Genomic DNA, 17,455 nt, shown 5'->3' with positions numbered 1-17,455 from the left:
TGTCAGTGCGACATTATGAAGCAATCAACTGCCGCAACACGTAATGCAAAATCCCTCCCGCCTTGAAGTATTCCACTTCGTTCAGCGTGTCGATCCGGCACAGCACGTCCACCTTCTCGCTGCTGCCGTCCTCGCGGGTGATCACCAGCGTCAGGTTCATTCGTGGCGTCAACTCGACGCCTGTCAGTCCCTGAATGCTGAGTGTCTCCTTGCCGGTCAGGTTAAGGCTCTTGCGGTTCTGATCGAGTTTGAACTGCAGCGGCAGCACACCCATGCCCACCAGGTTGGAACGGTGAATCCGTTCGAAACTCTCGGCGATCACCGCTTTGACGCCCAGCAGGTTGGTGCCCTTGGCCGCCCAGTCACGGCTTGAGCCGGTGCCGTATTCCTGGCCGGCGATCACCACCAGCGGAGTGCCCGCCGCTTGATAGCGCATGGCGGCATCGTAGATCGGCAGTTTTTCACCGGTCGGAATGTAGAGCGTGTTGCCGCCTTCTTCGCCGCCGAGCATTTCGTTGCGAATGCGGATGTTGGCGAAGGTGCCGCGCATCATCACTTGATGGTTACCGCGACGTGAGCCGTAGGAGTTGAAGTCTCGAGGTTCCACACCCTGTTCACGCAGGTAGCGCCCGGCCGGGCTGTCGGCCTTGATGTTGCCGGCGGGAGAGATGTGGTCGGTGGTCACCGAATCGCCCAGCAGGGCCAGCACGCGCGCACCGCTGATGTCCTGAATCACCGGCAGGGGGCCGGAAATGTCATCGAAGAACGGCGGATGCTGGATGTAGGTGGAATCCTTCTGCCAGACGTACGTCGCCGCTTTCGGGACTTCGATGGCTTGCCACTGCGCGTCACCGGCGAACACTTCGGCGTATTCCTTGTGGAACATCGCGGTGTCGACCTGCGCCACGGCGTCGGCAATTTCCTTGCTGCTCGGCCAGATGTCTCGCAGGTACACCGGCTTGCCATCCTTGCCGTCACCCAGCGAGTCGCTGCTGATGTCCATGCGCACGCTGCCGGCCAAGGCATAAGCGACGACCAGCGGCGGGGAGGCCAGCCAGTTGGTTTTCACCAGTGGATGCACGCGACCTTCGAAGTTGCGGTTGCCGGACAGCACTGAAGCGACGGCCAAGTCGGAACTCTGAATGGCTTTTTCAATCGGTTCCAGCAACGGTCCAGAGTTGCCGATACAGGTGGTGCAGCCATAGCCGACCAGAGAAAAGCCCAGTTCATCGAGGTATTGGGTCAGGCCCGCGGCCTTGTAGTAGTCAGTGACCACTTTGGAACCGGGCGCCAGCGAGCTTTTCACCCACGGTTTGCGTTTGAGGCCTTTCTCCACGGCTTTTTTCGCCACCAGCCCGGCAGCCATCATCACGCTCGGGTTGGAGGTGTTGGTGCAAGAGGTGATGGCGGCAATCACCACGGCGCCGTTTTTCAGGCGATAGGTCTGGCCTTCATACTCGTAGTCCGTTTCGCCGATGAGGTCGGCATTGCCGACGGCGACACCGCCGCCACCTTCGCTTTCGAGGCGACCCTCTTCCTTGCTGGTGGGGCGGGTGGGTTTGACTTGCAGACCGAGGAAGTCAGTGAATGCCTGGGCGACATTCGGCAGTGACACCCGGTCCTGTGGGCGTTTGGGGCCGGCGAGGCTGGCTTCGACGCTGCTCATATCCAGCGCCAGGCTGTCAGTGAACACCAGTTCTTGACCGGGCAGGCGCCACAGGCCCTGGGCTTTGCAATAGGCCTCGACCAGTTTCACCACGGCGACGGGGCGACCGGACAGGCGCAGGTACTCCAGTGTCACGTCGTCCACCGGGAAAAAGCCGCAGGTGGCGCCATATTCCGGGGCCATGTTGGCGATGGTTGCGCGATCCGCCAGTGGCAATTCAGCGAGACCGTCGCCATAGAACTCAACGAACTTGCCGACCACGCCTTTCTTGCGCAGCATCTGGGTGACGGTCAACACCAGGTCGGTGGCGGTAATGCCTTCCTTGAGTTTTCCGGTGAGTTTGAAACCGATCACTTCCGGGATCAGCATCGACACCGGTTGGCCGAGCATCGCGGCTTCTGCTTCGATGCCGCCAACCCCCCAGCCGAGTACGCCGAGACCGTTGATCATGGTGGTGTGGGAATCGGTGCCCACCAACGTGTCCGGGAAGGCGTAGGTGCGGCCGTCCTCATCTTTGGTCCACACGGTGCGGCCGAGGTATTCGAGGTTGACCTGGTGACAGATGCCGGTGCCCGGCGGCACGACACTGAAGTTATCGAAGGCGCTCTGGCCCCAGCGCAGAAAGGCGTAACGCTCGCCATTACGCTGCATCTCGATGTCGACGTTTTGACCGAAGGCAGCGCTCGTTGCGAATTTGTCGACCATCACCGAGTGGTCGATCACCAGGTCCACTGGCGACAGCGGATTGATTCGCTGCGGATCGCCACCGGCCTTGGCCATGGCGGCGCGCATGGCCGCGAGGTCGACCACCGCCGGCACACCGGTGAAGTCCTGCATTAATACGCGCGCGGGGCGGTACTGGATTTCCCGGTCGCTGCGTCGCTCTTTGAGCCAGGCGGCGAGGGCCTTGAGGTCGGCGCCGGTGACGGTTTTTTCGTCTTCCCAGCGCAGCAGGTTTTCCAGCAGGACTTTCAGCGACATCGGCAGTTTGTCCAGATCACCCAAGGCCTTGGCGGCTTCCGGCAAGCTGAAGTAATGGTAGGTCTTGTCGTCGATTTTCAGCGTTTTAAGGGTTTTCAGGCTATCGAGGGACGGCATTGAAATGACTCCTTTGGGTCCGCACGGCTACGGACTGGCGGGACAGACAGAGTTCTTAACCTAGCCCTGTTTGGACATTAAGGCTAATAACTGGACTCTATGGACAGGTCCAGGGTTGCGAACTCCGCTATCATGCGCCGGTTTTCGTGACAGGCTTTGCTTCAACGCAAGTCTGGGCATCGCGCAGTGGTTGAATTTCTCGCCATCTGCCCAGGAGTAAGAATGAACACCCTCTTTATGCATTGCCGGCCAGGCTTCGAAGGCGAAGTCTGTTCCGAGATTTCCGAACACGCCGCACGGTTGAACGTGGCCGGTTATGCCAAGGCCAAAACCGCCAGCGCCTACGCCGAGTTTGTTTGCACCGAAGAAGACGGCGCCGAGCGCCTGATGCGCGGCCAGCGTTTCTCCCAGCTGATCTTCCCGCGCCAATGGGCTCGCGGCATCTTCATTGATCTGCCGGAAACCGACCGCATCAGCGTGATCCTCGCCCATCTGGCGAGCTTCCCGACCTGCGGAAGTCTGTGGCTGGAAGTGGTCGATACCAACGACGGTAAAGAACTGTCGAACTTCTGCAAGAAATTCGAAGGCCCGCTGCGCAAGGCGCTGACCGGCGCTGGAAAACTAGTGGAAGACGCCAACAAGCCGCGTTTGCTGCTGACCTTCAAAAGCGGCCGAGAAGTGTTCGTCGGTCTGGCCGAGGCCAACAACTCGGCGATGTGGCCGATGGGCATTCCGCGCTTGAAATTCCCGCGTGAAGCGCCAAGCCGTTCGACCTTGAAGCTGGAAGAGGCGTGGCACCATTTCATCCCGCGTGATCAGTGGGACGAGCGCCTGCACAGCGACATGACCGGCGTTGACCTGGGCGCTGCGCCTGGCGGCTGGACCTGGCAACTGGTCAACCGTGGCATGTTGGTGACCGCTATCGATAACGGCCCAATGGCTGAAAGCCTGATGGACACCGGGCTGGTCCAGCACTTGATGGCCGACGGTTTCACCTTCAAACCCAAGCAGCCGGTGGACTGGATGGTCTGCGACATTGTCGAGAAACCGGCGCGCAACGCCGCGATGCTGGAAGAGTGGATTGGTGAGGGGCATTGCCGCGAGGCAGTGGTCAACCTGAAGCTACCGATGAAGCAGCGTTATGCCGAAGTGAAGCGCTTGCTTGAGCGCATTGAAGAGGGCTTCAAGGCGCGTGGCATTCGGGTCGATATCGGCTGCAAGCAGCTGTACCACGATCGCGAAGAAGTGACCTGCCATTTACGCCGGCATGATGTGAGTAAGCCTAAAAAGCGTTGAACCATTGCGACCGCATCCCGCACACCCCGCGACCGGCGATCCTGTAGGAGCAAAGCTTGCTCGCGATGGCCTCACAGTGGTGTATCTGAATGGCCGCAGCGTGGCCATCGCGAGCAAGCTTTGCTCCTACAGGGGTAGGTCGGGGCAAGGCTGTGCATGCCACAGATGACCGAACACCCGTTTTTGCGCGACAATAGCGGCCAGTTTCAGGAGTGAATCATGAGTGAAATGATCAATACGCCGGTAGACGGCACCCTCGACGCCACCGGCCTCAATTGCCCGGAGCCGGTGATGATGCTGCACCAGCATATTCGTGATCTGGTGCCTGGCGGCCTGCTCAAGGTGATTGCCACAGACCCGTCGACCCGTCGCGACATTCCCAAGTTCTGCGTGTTTCTGGACCATGAACTGGTTGGACAGCATGAAGAGGCAGGCACCTACCTCTATTGGATCCGCAAGAAACTCGCTTAACCCGCTGACCGACTGATGCGAATCCGCTTGCGTGCACTGCGCGTCAGTCGGATCGACAGCATCAGCGCCGCGCAGCTCAAGCCGACGATCAAACCCTGCCACAACCCGCTCGGGCCACTTGGCGCGCCGAGCCAATCGGTCAGGCCAAGGGTGTAGCCCACCGGCAACCCGATCCCCCAGTAGGCGAACAAGGTCAGGATCATCGTCACGCGAGTGTCCTGATAGCCGCGCAGGGCGCCTGCCGCTGTTACCTGAATCGCATCCGAGAACTGAAACAGCGCGGAATAGACGATCAGCATCGACGCCACCTGAATGACAATCGGGTCGGCGGTGTAAATCGCCGCGATGTGTTCACGCATCAACAGCATCATGCTCGCTGACAGGCAAGCATAAGCCAGCGCAGTGCCCATGCCGACACCGGCGGCGAAGCGTGCTTCGCGGGGTTCCTCGCGACCGAGTGCCTGGCCGACCCGTACGGTCACGGCCATGCCCAGGGAGTAGGGGATCATGAACACCAGCGAGCTGAAATTCAGGGCAATCTGGTGCCCGGCCACCACCGTAGCGCCGAGGCTGCCGATCAATAGGGCGATCACCGCGAAGATGCTCGACTCGGCGAATACCGCGATGCCGATCGGCAGGCCGATGCCCAGCAGACGCTTGATCACCGCCCACTGCGGCCAGTCGAAACGGCTGAACAGCTGACTCGATTGATAGGCTGGCGCCCAACGCTCCCAGCCGGCCATGCCCAGCGCCATCACCCACATCACGATCGCGGTGGCCCAGCCGCAACCGACGCCGCCCATGGCCGGTACGCCGAGGTGGCCATAAATGAAGATGTAGTTCAGCGGGATGTTCAGCGCCAGACCGCACAGCCCCAAAACCATTGCCGGCCGGGTGCGCCCCAGGCCATCACTGAAGCAGCGCAGCACGTGGTAGAGCGCCACCGCTGGCAGGCCGCTGGCGATGCCGTGCAGGTATTGCATGCACGGGCCGATCAGTTGGGGATCGACCTTCATGATATGCAGGATTGGTTCGGCGCTGAACAGCATGCCGGTCGCCATCAGGCCCACCACCAACGCCAGCCACAACGCCTGCCGCACGATAGGGCCGATTTCGGCGTGGGTGCCGGCGCCGAAGCGCTGAGCCACTTTTGGCGTGGTCGCCAGCAGCGTGCCGGTCATCAGCAGGAACACCGGCACCCAGATCGAGTTGCCCAGCGCCACTGCCGCCAAGTCACGCGGCCCGACGCGGCCGGCCATCACCGCATCGACGAAGCCCATGGCGGTGGTTGCCAGCTGCGCGATCATGATCGGCAGTGCCAGGCCGAGCAGGTTTTTAAGCTCCAGGCGAACCCGGGCCGGGCGGTTGAGCGAAATAGCGGCGGGGCTGTCAGTTACGGAATTCACAGGCGAAGCGTCCAGAGAGGTTTGATGCGCGGGGCGGCGCATTCTACGCGTTGACGCGCCAGTCAGGAAAAATCCTGTGTTGCGGATTTGTAAACTCGCACCTTTGCACGTACCCGCCGTAGGAGCTGCCGCAGGCTGCGATCTATTGATGTTGCTTTCCAGCAATGCCCAAGAAAAATCGAAGATCAAGAGATCGCAGCCTGCGGCAGCTCCTACGAAGATGTGCGCTACACTGCCGATCCGCCAAAGGAGCCTGCCATGCTGATTGTTGCCGACGAAAATATCCCGCTGCTCGATGCGCTCTTTGAAGGTTTCGGCGAAATCCGCCGCGTACCGGGACGCTCCATCGACCGCGCCACGGTCGAACAGGCCGATGTGCTGCTGGTGCGCTCGGTGACCGATGTCGACCGCGACTTGCTGGAAGGCAGCAAAGTACGGTTTGTCGGCACCTGCACCATTGGTACGGATCACCTGGATCTGGACTACTTTCAGCAGGCCGGCATCACCTGGTCCAGCGCGCCGGGTTGCAATGCCCGAGGCGTCGTCGACTACGTGCTGGGCAGCCTGCTGACCCTGGCCGAAATCGAAGGCATCGATTTGGCCGAGCGCACGTACGGGGTCGTCGGCGCGGGTGAAGTGGGCGGTCGACTGGTCAAGGTTCTGCAAGGTCTGGGCTGGAAGGTGCTGGTGTGTGATCCGCCGCGTCAGGCGGCCGAAGGCGGCGAATTCGTCAGCCTGGAGCAGATCGTCGAGCAGTGCGACGTCATCAGCTTGCACACTCCGTTGAACAAAACTGCTGAGCAACCGACCTGGCACCTGTTTGACGAAAACCGGTTGAACCAACTCAAGCCCGGCGCCTGGCTGATCAACGCCAGCCGTGGCCCGGTGGTGGATAACAGCGCATTGCGCGAAGTGTTGCTGGCGCGCGAAGACCTGCAAGCGGTGCTGGACGTGTGGGAAGGCGAGCCGAGTGTCGATATCGCGTTGGCCGAACTGTGCGTGATCGCCACCCCGCATATCGCCGGCTACAGCCTCGACGGCAAGCAGCGCGGGACCGCGCAGATCTATCAAGCGTTTTGCCAGTTCCTCGGGCAGCCAGCCCAAGTCTCCCTGGATGAGTTGTTGCCGGCACCGTGGCTGGCGCAAGTCCACTTGAACGCCAGTTGTGATCCGGCCTGGGCCTTGGCGATGGTCTGCCGTGGAGTGTACGACCCGCGTCGTGATGACGCGGATTTCCGCCGCAGCCTGGTGGTCAGCGGTGCCGAACAGCGCACGGCATTTGACTTGCTGCGCAAGCATTACCCGGAGCGTCGAGAGATTGATGGGCTGAAGGTACGCATTGACGGCGAGTCGCCGGCCTTGCGGCAAATGGTGGCGGCGCTGGGGGCAACGGCTGTCTAGCGACCTGCAGGCCAGCGTTGCTGGCCTCAAACCCCTTTCGGCAACTCCATCAAAAACCGCGTCCAGCCCTGGCCCGATTCGCAATGAATCGTTCCACCGTGGGCGCGGATGATCGACTGAGTGATCGCCAACCCCAATCCCGCATGCTCGCTACTGCCTTCACGGCACGTCGGATCTGCGCGGTAGAAGCGGTCAAACAAGCGCGGCAGCAACGCTTCGGGAATGCCTTCTCCGGAGTTCTCGATACTCAGGCTCAACCCTTTCGGCTTATCGACAATCCGCACTTGAACCTCACCGTGTGGCGGGGTAAAGCGCAGCGCGTTGTCCAGCAGATTGGAAAGGGCGCGGCGCAGCATGCTGCGGTCACCACTGATGCCGGCGCTGCCGAGTCGGGTCAGTTTGACCTGAGCGTCCTCGGCCAGCGGCGCGAAAAATTCCAGCAGCAGATCCGCCTCCTCGGCCAGTTGCAGCGGTTCGCGTTTTGGCATCAGCAAGCCGTGATCGGCCTTGGCCAGATAGAGCATGTCGTTGACCAGTTGCGCCATCCATTGCAGTTCTTCGAGGTTGCTGTGCAGGGCCTCGCGGTAATCTTCCAGGTCGCGTGGGCGGGTGAGGGTGACCTGAGTGTGGGTCAGCAGGTTCGACAGCGGCGTGCGCAGCTCGTGGGCGATGTCGGCGGAGAAGGCTGAAAGCCGCTGGAACGAGTCGTCGAGTCGGCCGAGCATGGCGTTAAAAGTGTGGGCCAGATCGGCGAGCTCGGCGGGCATCTGATCTTCGGGCAGGCGCTGGGTCAGCGAGCTGGCGGATACCCCTGCAGCCACTTCACTCATCCGCCGCAACGGCCGCAAACCACTGCGCGCCGCCCAGGCCCCGAGCAGCGCGGTGGCCAGCGCCGACAGGCCGACGGTCAGCCAGATCAAACGCTGCATGCGCTGCAAAAAGTGCTGATGGTGGGTGACGTCGAGCATCAAGATCAGTTGCGCGGAATCGGCTTTGTCCGGCTCCAACGCAGCGTTGTAGACCCGATATGCCGTGCCGGCGCTGTGCAAACTGTGAAGGCCGGGCCGGGTTGGCAAATCGGCGGGCAGGTTCGCCGCACTGTCGAACCACACGCGTCCATCAGCACTGCGCACTCGCAATGTGAGGTCTGGTTGATGGCTCATTTCGTCCTGCAACCTGGCTCTGCGTTCGGCGAACAACACCGGGTTGTCGGCACCCGCCAAGGCGCTGCGCAGGGCGATCAGCTTGCCGTCGAGCAGTTGCTGGTCGAGTTCAATAAAGTGCGTCTCGCTGGCGCGACTGAACAGTACGCCGGCGAACAACGAAACCACCGCCGTGCACGCGGCAAACAGCAAGGCCAGGCGGCCGCTCAGGGACAGGCGACGCATCAGGCGGGACGCTCTTCAAGCACGTAACCCATGCCGCGCACGGTATGAATCAACTTGTTCGGGAAGTCGTCGTCGATCTTCAGGCGCAGCCGGCGGATCGCCACTTCAATGACGTTGGTATCGCTGTCGAAGTTCATGTCCCAGACCTGCGAAGCGATCAGTGATTTGGGCAGCACTTCGCCCTGACGGCGCAGGAGCATTTCCAGCAGGGCGAACTCCTTGGCGGTCAGGTCGATGCGCTGGCCGCTGCGCTCAACCCGGCGACGGATCAGGTCCATGCGCAAATCCGCCAGTTGCAGGCTGGTTTCCTGCGGCGTCGCGCTGCCGCGCCGCAACAGGCTGCGCACGCGGGCGAGGAGTTCGGAGAAGGCGAAGGGTTTGACCAGGTAATCGTCGGCGCCCAGTTCCAGGCCATGAACCCGGTCTTCAACGGCGTCGCGAGCCGTGAGAAACAGCACTGGAATATCCAGACCGGCGCTGCGCACCGCTTGCAAAATCTGCCAACCGTCACGGCCAGGGAGCATCACATCGAGAATCAACAAGGCGTAATCGCCGGTCAGCGCCAGGTGTTGGCCGGTGTTGCCGTCGGCCACCAGTTCGGCGTTGAACCCGGCCTCGGTCAGGCCCTGGCGCAAGTATTGGCCGGTTTTCGGTTGGTCTTCGACGATCAGCAGTTTCATGGGCAGCTCGAGGTCAATGGAACAGTGCGTTATACCGTGGCGGGCGGCGATGCAGCGCAACCTTACAAAGTTGTAATCTAACCGTCAGCTGGCTGGCAGCGGCGTAACCGTAGAGTTTTCCACAGGCTGAACCTCATCTTGTTGGAGTGTGATCATGTTTTTGCGTCATCGACTGGTGCTTGCGGGCTGTTTGCTGGTGTTGAGTTTTCCCGTATGGGCTTCGCCGGTACAGACCTATGACTTCGGTGCGCCAGCCCCGGCGGCCAAGGCTACGCGCAGTGTCGAAATCGTGATGGGCGATATGTCGTTCACGCCCAAGGCGCTGGAAATCAAAGCCGGCGAGACAGTGCGTTTTGTGCTGATCAATAAAGGCCAGTTGCTGCACGAGTTCAACCTGGGCGATGCGGCGATGCACGCTGCACATCAACAGGAAATGCTGAAAATGCAGCAGAGCGGCATGCTGACCCCGACCGGGATGAAAAGCGCTTCTATGGACCATGGCTCGATGCCGGGCATGGATCACGGCGCAAGCATGCAGCACAATGATCCGAACAGCGTGCTGGTGGAACCGGGCAAAACCGCCGAGCTGACCTGGACCTTCAACAAGGCCGGCAATCTGGAATTCGCCTGCAACATCCCCGGTCACTATCAGGCTGGCATGGTCGGCAAATTGACTGTCAGTCAGTAAGCACTCAAAGGCGGGAGCAAAGGCTGTTAGAATCCGCTGATTCTTCAGTCAGGTTTCCGCCATGCATCCCGCAGCCGAACATTCGCCGCTGGGCAAATCCAGCGAATACATCGCCACGTACACGCCGTCCTTGCTGTTCCCGATCCCGCGCACCGCGAAATGGGCCGAGCTGGGCCTGACGGCTGAAACCCTGCCGTACAAGGGCGTGGACTTCTGGAACTGCTTCGAGCTGTCCTGGCTGTTGCCATCGGGTAAGCCGGTAGTGGCCATCGGTGAATTCAGCATCCCGGCGGACTCGCCGAACATCATCGAATCGAAGTCGTTCAAGCTGTACCTGAACTCGCTGAACCAGACGCCGTTCGCCGACACCCAAAGCCTTGAAGCCACGCTGGTGAATGACCTGTCGGCGGCCGCGGGCAAGCTGGTGGGCGTGCGCATTCGCAGCTTGAACGAGGTTCAGGCCGAAGGCGTCGTGGCGCTGCCGGGCGTGTGCATCGATGATCTGGACATCAGCGTCAGCAACTACGAGCATCCGCGCCCGGAATTGCTGCGATGCGACGATTCGCGCATCGTTGAAGAAAGCGTGCACAGCCATCTGCTCAAATCCAATTGCCCGGTCACCAGTCAGCCGGACTGGGGCAGCGTAGCGGTCGAGTACCGTGGCGCGGCGCTGGATCACGCCAGTCTACTGGCCTATCTGGTGAGCTTCCGTCAGCACTCGGACTTCCACGAGCAGTGCGTAGAGCGGATCTTCCTCGACCTGCAACGCTTGCTGAAACCGGAAAAACTGACCGTGTATGCGCGTTATGTGCGTCGCGGCGGGCTGGACATCAACCCGTATCGCAGTACTGAAGCGGTGCAGTTGCCTAACCTGCGGTTGGTCCGCCAATGACGATCTAATGTGGGAGCGGGCTTGCTCGCGAAGAGGCCATTACATTCAACATTGATGCTGAATGTCACTCCGCTTTCGCGAGCAAGCCCGCTCCCACAGGGGATCGCATTTCAGGCCGAAAAATGAAAAAGCCCCGCTATCGCTAGCGGGGCTTTTTTTGCATCCGGGGGTCAGATCCCGATGTTGCCCAAGGTCTGCACAATGTTGCGCAAAATGGTGGCCAGCGCCGGGTGGTCCACTTCAAAGCGCTCTACGGCAAGGTTTACGCCGTCCGCCAGGCTGCTGTCCTGCGTCGCGGTTTCCAGTTTGATCTGCGCCTCGATCTTGCGCATCAGTTCTTGCAGGTGTTCGCGTTCTTCCAGCGTGAGCGGTGGGTTCTGCTCCAGTTGCTCGCGCAGAGCGTTGAGCTGTTCTTGCAGTTCGCGGGCAGGCATGGCGTTCTTCCTTTTATCGATAGGCACTGGCATAGACCGCAGCGATGGGCCAAAGGTCTGCATCTGACCTTTAGATTAATCCACTGGCGAGCGAAGTGCATGATCTTGATCAAGAACGGCCACTCAGGGCTTTTCACCCTTGCGTCGGCGCAGGCCGATGTCTGACAGGCAGGTATCGAGTTCGCCCAGATGATCGATCACCGAGTGCACGCCAAGGCCGAACAGTTGCATGGTCGCCTTGCCGCGTTTGAGCTCGCGCTCCTGCTGGCTCAAGGCTTGCCACTCATTGGGCGCCAGCCCGCAAAGCGAGCCGCAGGATGCCAGGCCGATGGTCCAGAGCCCGGCATTGAGGCCAGATTGCAGCAAGCGCGGTTCGCCGCTGACCAGTACACATCCGTCCAGGCGATCAATGTTCAGCGCCATCAATGCTTGCCAGCACGCATCGGGGGAAGGCCAAGGACCGAGGCTCAGCGTGTGTGGGCTGGCGGTGATCCAGTCCGGCAGTGAAGTGGCCAGGGCGTGGCTTTGCGCGTGCGGCAATTCGTCGAGCCAGGCGCACGGAATGCCTTGAAGTTGCAGGCTGTGCAGCGCTTCCAGAGCGCCCGGTGTCAGGTGCGCCCGTTCGGCCGCGTCGTTGTTGTTCTGACGGCTACAGGCGCCGAAATCCACCAGGCAGCCGCTGAGACCGAAGAGCACGGCGGTCGGGTTGGGAATGCTGTGGGGAAGGGCTTGGGCGTGAGGCATTTCGACGTCCCTGAAATATCCTGAGAGGTTATGGAGGGACCATGACAGTTGAGTGACATCGGGGTGAATCGACCGAGCCAAGGTAAGTTCGCAGTAGGGCGTTTCCCGATGGCTGCCTAAAAATACTTATCCGTCTTATACTAGCGGGCTTATCGCCCGGGTATTGAGGCCCGCGCCAGTACGGTCCAAGGAGTTTTTTCTATGCGCTGGAGCAATCGTCTAGCTCGACTATGTGTGTGTGCCGGCGTGTTGCTGGTTCCGTTCGCGGCCCAGGCAGCGTCGGAAGATGACCCTTGGGAAAGCGTTAACCGTCCGATCTACACGTTCAATGACGTGCTGGACACCTACGCCTTGAAGCCTATTGCGCAGGGCTATCAGTTCATTACGCCGACGTTTCTCTCGGACGGCATTCACAACATCTTCCGCAACATCGGTGACGTCGGCAACCTGGCCAACGACATCTTGCAGGCCAAGCCACACGCCGCCGGCGTCGATTCGGCTCGTCTGCTGATGAACACCACCATCGGCCTGGCGGGTTTCTTCGATGTGGGCACTAAAATGGGCCTGCAACGCAACGACGAAGACTTCGGTCAGACCCTTGGACACTGGGGCGTGCCGAGCGGTCCTTACGTGATGCTGCCGTTCTTCGGCCCAAGCACATTGCGTGATGCACCGTCCAAGTACGTTGACACTTACACCCAACCCTACCGCTACATGAACGACATTCCGGCGCGCAACATGGCGTACGGCATGAGCGTAATCGACACCCGTGCCAGCCTGTTGTCGAGCGAGAAGCTGATCACTGGCGACAAATACATCTTCATTCGCAACGCTTACCTGCAGAACCGCGAGTTCAAGGTCAAAGACGGCAAGGTTGAAGACGATTTTTAAATCGTCACCTGCACAACAAGAAGGCGGCCATTTGGCCGCCTTCTTTGTTTGTGTTTGTGCTCAATTCATTTTCAGGATTGTAAGCCCAAGTTTCTGGCCGCCAGCGTCCTGTTGAGTGACCCAGACCACTTCGGTCTCGGCTTCCAGGCCTTTGAGCGCGGTGTGCTCGGAATCGATGCGCACGTTCAGCTTGTCGCCCACCTGGAACGAGCGGGTGGCCTGAACCTGCATGCCGCTGCTGGAAAGGTCGATACAGACGGCTGGAATCAAATCGCCGGCGTGGATCAATGTGACGTCCGCATCGACTCGCATGCGGATGTAATCGCGCTTTTCACTGTAGTCACGATCGGTTTGGCTCATGGGCTCGATCCTTCCATAATGTTGCGGTTTTGGCTGTTCTTATAACTCCCGGTGATTTGCGATGTAAAGACGCCTGATGACCATCGGCGTGAGCTTGAAACGCCTCGCGGATGGGAGTACCGTCTGCGCCTTAGAAGGGCACCTCTGATGAACACGCTTGTAGGGCAAATGCTCGAAAGCGGTGCGACAGAGAGGCTAGAAAGCGAATCCAGTAGTGTGTGCCGGGCCGAATGCCCTGCCAGCTACGCCAACCTAATTCTGGCGCCGTTTGCCCACATGCAAAAAACCAGTGCCACGCTGCTGATAATCGATGACGACGAAGTAGTGCGCGCGAGTCTCGCGGCCTATTTGGAAGACAGTGGGTTCAGCGTCCTTCAGGCCAGTAATGGCCAGCAGGGGCTTCAGGTCTTCGAGCAAAACCATCCCGATCTGGTGATCTGCGATCTGCGCATGCCGCAGATGGGCGGGCTCGAACTCATTCGTCAGGTCACTGACCTTTCGCCGCAAACACCGGTGATCGTGGTCTCGGGTGCCGGCGTGATGAACGATGCCGTCGAGGCCTTGCGCCTGGGCGCGGCGGACTACCTGATCAAACCGCTGGAAGATCTGGCCGTGCTCGAGCACTCCGTGCGCCGGGCCCTGGATCGTGCGCGTCTGCTGCTGGAAAACCAGCGCTATCGGGTAAAACTCGAAACCGCCAACCGCGAGCTCGAAGCCAGCCTGAATCTGTTGCAGGAAGACCAGAACGCCGGGCGTCAGGTGCAGATGAACATGCTGCCGGTCAGTCCCTGGACGATCGACGAATTCAAGTTTGCGCACCAGATCATCCCGTCGCTGTACCTGTCGGGCGACTTCGTTGACTACTTTCGGGTCGACGAGCGTCGGGTAGCCTTCTACCTGGCGGACGTTTCAGGGCATGGCGCTTCATCGGCATTCGTGACCGTGCTGCTGAAGTTCATGACCACGCGCTTGCTGTTCGAATCCAAGCGCAATGGCACCTTGCCAGAATTCACCCCTTCGGAAGTCCTCGGCCATATCAACCGGGGCCTGATCAGCTGTAAGCTGGGCAAACATGTCACGATGGTCGGTGGAGTCATCGACGAGGAGACGGGTTTGTTGACCTATAGCATCGGCGGACACCTGCCGTTGCCAGTGTTATACACGCCAGAGAGTGTGGGTTATCTCGAAGGACGCGGTCTGCCGGTGGGCTTGTTCAACGAAGCCACCTACGAAGACCACGTCATCGAGCTGCCGCCGGTGTTCAGCCTGACGCTGATGTCCGATGGCATTCTGGACCTTTTGCCAGAACCTACACTCAAAGAGAAAGAAGCTGCCTTACCGCAACGGGTAAGAACGGCGGGCGGCAGCCTGGATGGCTTGCGGCAGGTTTTTGGATTGGCCACGCTAGGGGAGATGCCGGATGATATCGCCCTGTTGGTGTTGAGCAGGAATCTTTAATGAGTACCGGTAGAATCCAGTTCGCCGAGCAGGACGGCACCTTCGTCTTGAAGTTCGTCGGTGAAGTTCGCCTGACCCTGTGTTCGGCGTTGGATGCGACTATTGAGCGGATCTTCACGGCGTTGAACTTCAACGCAATCGTGATCGATCTGACCGAAACCCGCAGCATCGACAGCACCACGCTGGGCCTGTTGGCCAAGCTGTCGATTATGTCGCGGCAAAAGGTCGGCCTGCTGCCGACCGTCGTCACCACCCACGAAGACATCACCCGTCTGTTGGAGTCGATGGGCTTTGAGCAGGTGTTCAACATCGTTGACCGTCCGATTCCCTGCCCGGAATGCCTGACCGACCTGCCAGATCAGGATCAGTCCGAAGAAGTGGTGCGGATCAAGGTGCTCGAAGCGCACAAGATCCTCATGGGCCTGAACGACTCCAACCGCGAAGCCTTCCATGACTTGGTGAATGCTCTGGAGCGTCACTGATTTCCTGAGGCCGCGTGTGTCGCTGCGGCCCCTTCGCGAGCAAGCCCGCTCCCACACTAGTCTTACGTCGATTACACTTGTGTGGTCTGACACCGATCCCCTGTGGGAGCGAGCCTGCTCGCGATGGGGCCAGAACTGCCGCCAGTTGCTCTGGCGCGAAGCTCATTCAATTCCCGCCGCCAACCGCATAAAAAAGGGCGAACCTGTGAGGGTTCGCCCTTTTTGCGCTTGCCCGGATTAGATCAGAGCTTGGCTTGCAGCAGCGCCTCAAGCTTTTCCTGGTCGCGAGCGAACTGACGAATACCTTCAGCCAGTTTCTCGGTGGCCATGGCGTCTTCGTTCGACGCCCAGCGGAACTGTGCTTCAGTCAGGCTCTGACGCGCTTCGCCAGCGTGGCTTGGTGTCAGTTTGCGTTCCAGCTTGCCGGTGTCGGCGGCCAGTTTCTCGATCAGGTCCGGGCTGATGGTCAGGCGATCACAGCCGGCCAGTTGCTCGATCTGATTGAGATTGCGGAAGCTCGCGCCCATGACCACGGTCTTGTAGTCATTGGCCTTGTAGTAGTTGTAGATGCGCGTCACCGACTGCACACCCGGATCATCGGCACCGGTGTAGTCGTTGCCGTTGGCCTTCTTGTACCAGTCGTAGATGCGGCCCACGAACGGCGAAATCAGGAACACCCCGGCCTCGGCACAGGCAACCGCCTGAGCGAAAGAGAACAGCAACGTCAGGTTGGTCTGAATACCTTCGCGTTCCAGCTTCTCGGCGGCGCGGATGCCTTCCCAGGTGGAGGCGACCTTGATCAGCACACGGTCGCGGCCAATACCAGACTTGTCGTACAGCTCGATCAGACGGTGCGCGCGCTTCAATACCGCGTCAGTGTCGAACGACAGGCGCGCATCCACTTCAGTGGAAATACGCCCCGGAATCACTTTCAGAATCTCTTGACCGACCGCAACACCAAAACGGTCGCTGGCCAGGCCCACGTCGCCCTTGCAGTCGCTGACACAGGCGTTCAGCAAATCGGCGTATGCAGGAATGGCCGCCGCTTTAAGCAGCAGGGAAGGGTTGGTGGTGGCATCCACCGGTTTAACGCGAGCGATTGCCTCGAAGTCGCCGGTATCGGCCACCACGGTGGTGATTTGTTTGAGTTGTTCCAGCTTGGAAGTCATGAGCGTGCTCTATCCTGTGGGTCTGTTGACATTACCCGAGCGTTGACGGTCACTCAAGGGCGCAAATGCGTAACAACGGCCAGGGCGGCGACAACCTGAGAACAGGCGTTTGAAAGGCCTGGTGCTATCCGGTAAATACGATGCCGAAACAGGCTACAGGTTCAACCGGAGTGACGGTTAACGCCCATGAGAACCTACAGCCGTATCTTCAGTTCGCTAATACATCTCGGAAAACGTCTGGTCGTAGCGCTGCGATGTGCAGCAACGACCGAGCAGCACCCGAAGGTGATCGCCGTCCTTGTTCCCACTCTTGCAGAGTGCGTACGGATACGCCCAGTAACTCGGCAAATTTCGGCTGGGAAAGCCCGGTTTTGCTTCGAGCCTCTGCAGCCTCAGTCACCTCAACCTTATGAACGTCGCCGTGGTGGCCAGCTTTGACTTCAAGAATGGACGCCAACAGCTCTTCGCCAATATTGCGTTTGGCATCCCGTTCCATCAGTTCTTTTTCAGTCAGGGGCATGATTCAGCTCCTTTGCGATTTTGCGCAGGATGTGCGCAGGGATGTTCTCTGTGGCGCCTTTGCCGTAGATCAGCAATGTGACCAATGCGCCGCTGGCAAGTTGCGCGGTATAGATAATTCTAACCGCGCCGCTTTTGCCGCGACCATCCATGCTCCAGCGCACTTTTCGGCATCCATCGGAGCCTGCGATTACGGCGCCGGCATCCGGGTTGTTAGCCAGATAGGACATGAAGGCACCACGTTCTTCTTCAGTCCAGTAGTCTGGCCAGAGCTTAGTAAACAGCGGGGATTCGATGATTGTCAGCTTGCTGATGATCATACGTCTTTGACGTATGATTTGGCAATTGGGGGCTAACGGCCTTCAATCAGCTTCGCTGCTTGATCCATGCTTTCAATGCGTATCGCTCGTGT

The 17,455-nt window shown here is 59.9% G+C and carries 18 protein-coding genes; 8 read left to right on the top strand and 10 right to left on the bottom strand.

Annotation, left to right across the window (positions count from 1 at the left end):
- Window positions 1–13 precede the first annotated feature (13 nt).
- Window positions 14–2,764: an aconitate hydratase AcnA gene (gene acnA / locus ACIPIN_RS13565; protein ID WP_401119372.1), complete on the bottom strand. Its 2,751-nt coding sequence runs from the start codon at window positions 2,762–2,764 to the stop codon at window positions 14–16.
- A 222-nt stretch (window positions 2,765–2,986) separates the two neighbouring features.
- Between acnA and rlmM the strand changes: the two genes are divergently transcribed.
- Both rlmM and tusA read left to right on the top strand, forming a co-directional pair.
- Entirely contained in the window at window positions 2,987–4,060 is a 1,074-nt protein-coding gene (gene rlmM, locus ACIPIN_RS13560; protein ID WP_401119369.1) for a 23S rRNA (cytidine(2498)-2'-O)-methyltransferase RlmM, read from the top strand.
- Window positions 4,061–4,279: 219 nt separating this feature from the next.
- Complete coding sequence (gene tusA / locus ACIPIN_RS13555; RefSeq protein WP_071550969.1) at window positions 4,280–4,531, top strand: sulfurtransferase TusA; 252 nt, start codon at window positions 4,280–4,282, stop codon at window positions 4,529–4,531.
- On the opposite strand, the gene ACIPIN_RS13550 is transcribed toward tusA, so the two are convergent.
- The gene (locus ACIPIN_RS13550) at window positions 4,528–5,937 is read right to left on the bottom strand and encodes an MATE family efflux transporter (protein WP_401119367.1); all 1,410 of its coding nucleotides are present in this window, start codon (window positions 5,935–5,937) and stop codon (window positions 4,528–4,530) included. The genes tusA and ACIPIN_RS13550 overlap by 4 nt on opposite strands.
- Window positions 5,938–6,195: 258 nt before the next feature.
- Here ACIPIN_RS13550 and pdxB point away from each other — a divergent pair, with 258 nt between their 5' ends.
- Window positions 6,196–7,338, top strand: a complete 1,143-nt coding sequence (gene pdxB / locus ACIPIN_RS13545; protein ID WP_401119364.1) for a 4-phosphoerythronate dehydrogenase PdxB — start codon at window positions 6,196–6,198, stop codon at window positions 7,336–7,338.
- Between the two features lie 26 nt (window positions 7,339–7,364).
- Here pdxB and ACIPIN_RS13540 read toward each other — a convergent pair whose 3' ends face one another.
- Both ACIPIN_RS13540 and ACIPIN_RS13535 read right to left on the bottom strand, forming a co-directional pair.
- Complete coding sequence (locus tag ACIPIN_RS13540) at window positions 7,365–8,726, bottom strand: heavy metal sensor histidine kinase (protein WP_401119361.1); 1,362 nt, start codon at window positions 8,724–8,726, stop codon at window positions 7,365–7,367.
- Window positions 8,726–9,406, bottom strand: a complete 681-nt coding sequence (locus ACIPIN_RS13535) for a heavy metal response regulator transcription factor (protein WP_401119359.1) — start codon at window positions 9,404–9,406, stop codon at window positions 8,726–8,728. Before ACIPIN_RS13535 ends, ACIPIN_RS13540 begins: the two co-directional genes overlap by 1 nt.
- A gap of 154 nt (window positions 9,407–9,560) precedes the next feature.
- Between ACIPIN_RS13535 and ACIPIN_RS13530 the strand changes: the two genes are divergently transcribed.
- Window positions 9,561–10,094: a plastocyanin/azurin family copper-binding protein gene (locus ACIPIN_RS13530; protein ID WP_401119357.1), complete on the top strand. Its 534-nt coding sequence runs from the start codon at window positions 9,561–9,563 to the stop codon at window positions 10,092–10,094.
- Between the two features lie 61 nt (window positions 10,095–10,155).
- Entirely contained in the window at window positions 10,156–10,986 is an 831-nt protein-coding gene (gene queF, locus ACIPIN_RS13525; protein ID WP_401119355.1) for an NADPH-dependent 7-cyano-7-deazaguanine reductase QueF, read from the top strand.
- A gap of 170 nt (window positions 10,987–11,156) precedes the next feature.
- Here queF and ACIPIN_RS13520 read toward each other — a convergent pair whose 3' ends face one another.
- On the bottom strand, window positions 11,157–11,420 hold the full coding sequence (locus ACIPIN_RS13520) for a DUF4404 family protein (protein WP_401119353.1): 264 nt from the start codon (window positions 11,418–11,420) through the stop codon (window positions 11,157–11,159).
- 123 nt (window positions 11,421–11,543) lie between these two features.
- A complete protein-coding gene (locus ACIPIN_RS13515) occupies window positions 11,544–12,164 on the bottom strand; it encodes an HAD family phosphatase (RefSeq protein WP_401119351.1) in 621 nt (206 codons plus the stop codon).
- Window positions 12,165–12,365: 201 nt separating this feature from the next.
- Between ACIPIN_RS13515 and ACIPIN_RS13510 the strand changes: the two genes are divergently transcribed.
- Window positions 12,366–13,055, top strand: coding sequence for a VacJ family lipoprotein (locus tag ACIPIN_RS13510; protein WP_401119348.1), 690 nt, complete (start codon window positions 12,366–12,368; stop codon window positions 13,053–13,055).
- Between the two features lie 60 nt (window positions 13,056–13,115).
- On the opposite strand, the gene ACIPIN_RS13505 is transcribed toward ACIPIN_RS13510, so the two are convergent.
- Window positions 13,116–13,415 (bottom strand): PilZ domain-containing protein, encoded by a 300-nt coding sequence (locus ACIPIN_RS13505; protein ID WP_401119346.1) that lies wholly within the window; start codon window positions 13,413–13,415, stop codon window positions 13,116–13,118.
- A gap of 276 nt (window positions 13,416–13,691) precedes the next feature.
- On the opposite strand from ACIPIN_RS13505, the gene rssB reads away from it, so the two are divergent.
- Entirely contained in the window at window positions 13,692–14,873 is a 1,182-nt protein-coding gene (rssB, locus tag ACIPIN_RS13500; RefSeq protein WP_401119403.1) for a two-component system response regulator RssB, read from the top strand.
- The gene (gene rssC / locus ACIPIN_RS13495) at window positions 14,873–15,355 is read left to right on the top strand and encodes an anti-sigma factor antagonist RssC (RefSeq protein WP_123425689.1); all 483 of its coding nucleotides are present in this window, start codon (window positions 14,873–14,875) and stop codon (window positions 15,353–15,355) included. Before rssB ends, rssC begins: the two co-directional genes overlap by 1 nt.
- A 242-nt stretch (window positions 15,356–15,597) precedes the next feature.
- Here the strand turns inward: rssC and tal are convergent, their stop codons facing one another.
- From tal to ACIPIN_RS13480, 3 genes are all read right to left on the bottom strand, one after another.
- The gene (gene tal, locus ACIPIN_RS13490; protein ID WP_401119343.1) at window positions 15,598–16,524 is read right to left on the bottom strand and encodes a transaldolase; all 927 of its coding nucleotides are present in this window, start codon (window positions 16,522–16,524) and stop codon (window positions 15,598–15,600) included.
- Window positions 16,525–16,732: 208 nt separating this feature from the next.
- A complete protein-coding gene (locus tag ACIPIN_RS13485) occupies window positions 16,733–17,044 on the bottom strand; it encodes a helix-turn-helix domain-containing protein (protein ID WP_401119340.1) in 312 nt (103 codons plus the stop codon).
- Window positions 17,031–17,363 (bottom strand): transcriptional regulator, encoded by a 333-nt coding sequence (locus ACIPIN_RS13480; protein ID WP_401119338.1) that lies wholly within the window; start codon window positions 17,361–17,363, stop codon window positions 17,031–17,033. The genes ACIPIN_RS13485 and ACIPIN_RS13480 overlap by 14 nt, the downstream gene beginning before the upstream one ends.
- Window positions 17,364–17,455: the final 92 nt, after the last annotated feature.

The sequence above is a fragment of the Pseudomonas sp. NPDC087697 genome, assembly GCF_044743155.1.
Lineage (GTDB): Bacteria > Pseudomonadota > Gammaproteobacteria > Pseudomonadales > Pseudomonadaceae > Aquipseudomonas.
This window is presented reverse-complemented; position numbering and strand designations above follow the sequence as displayed.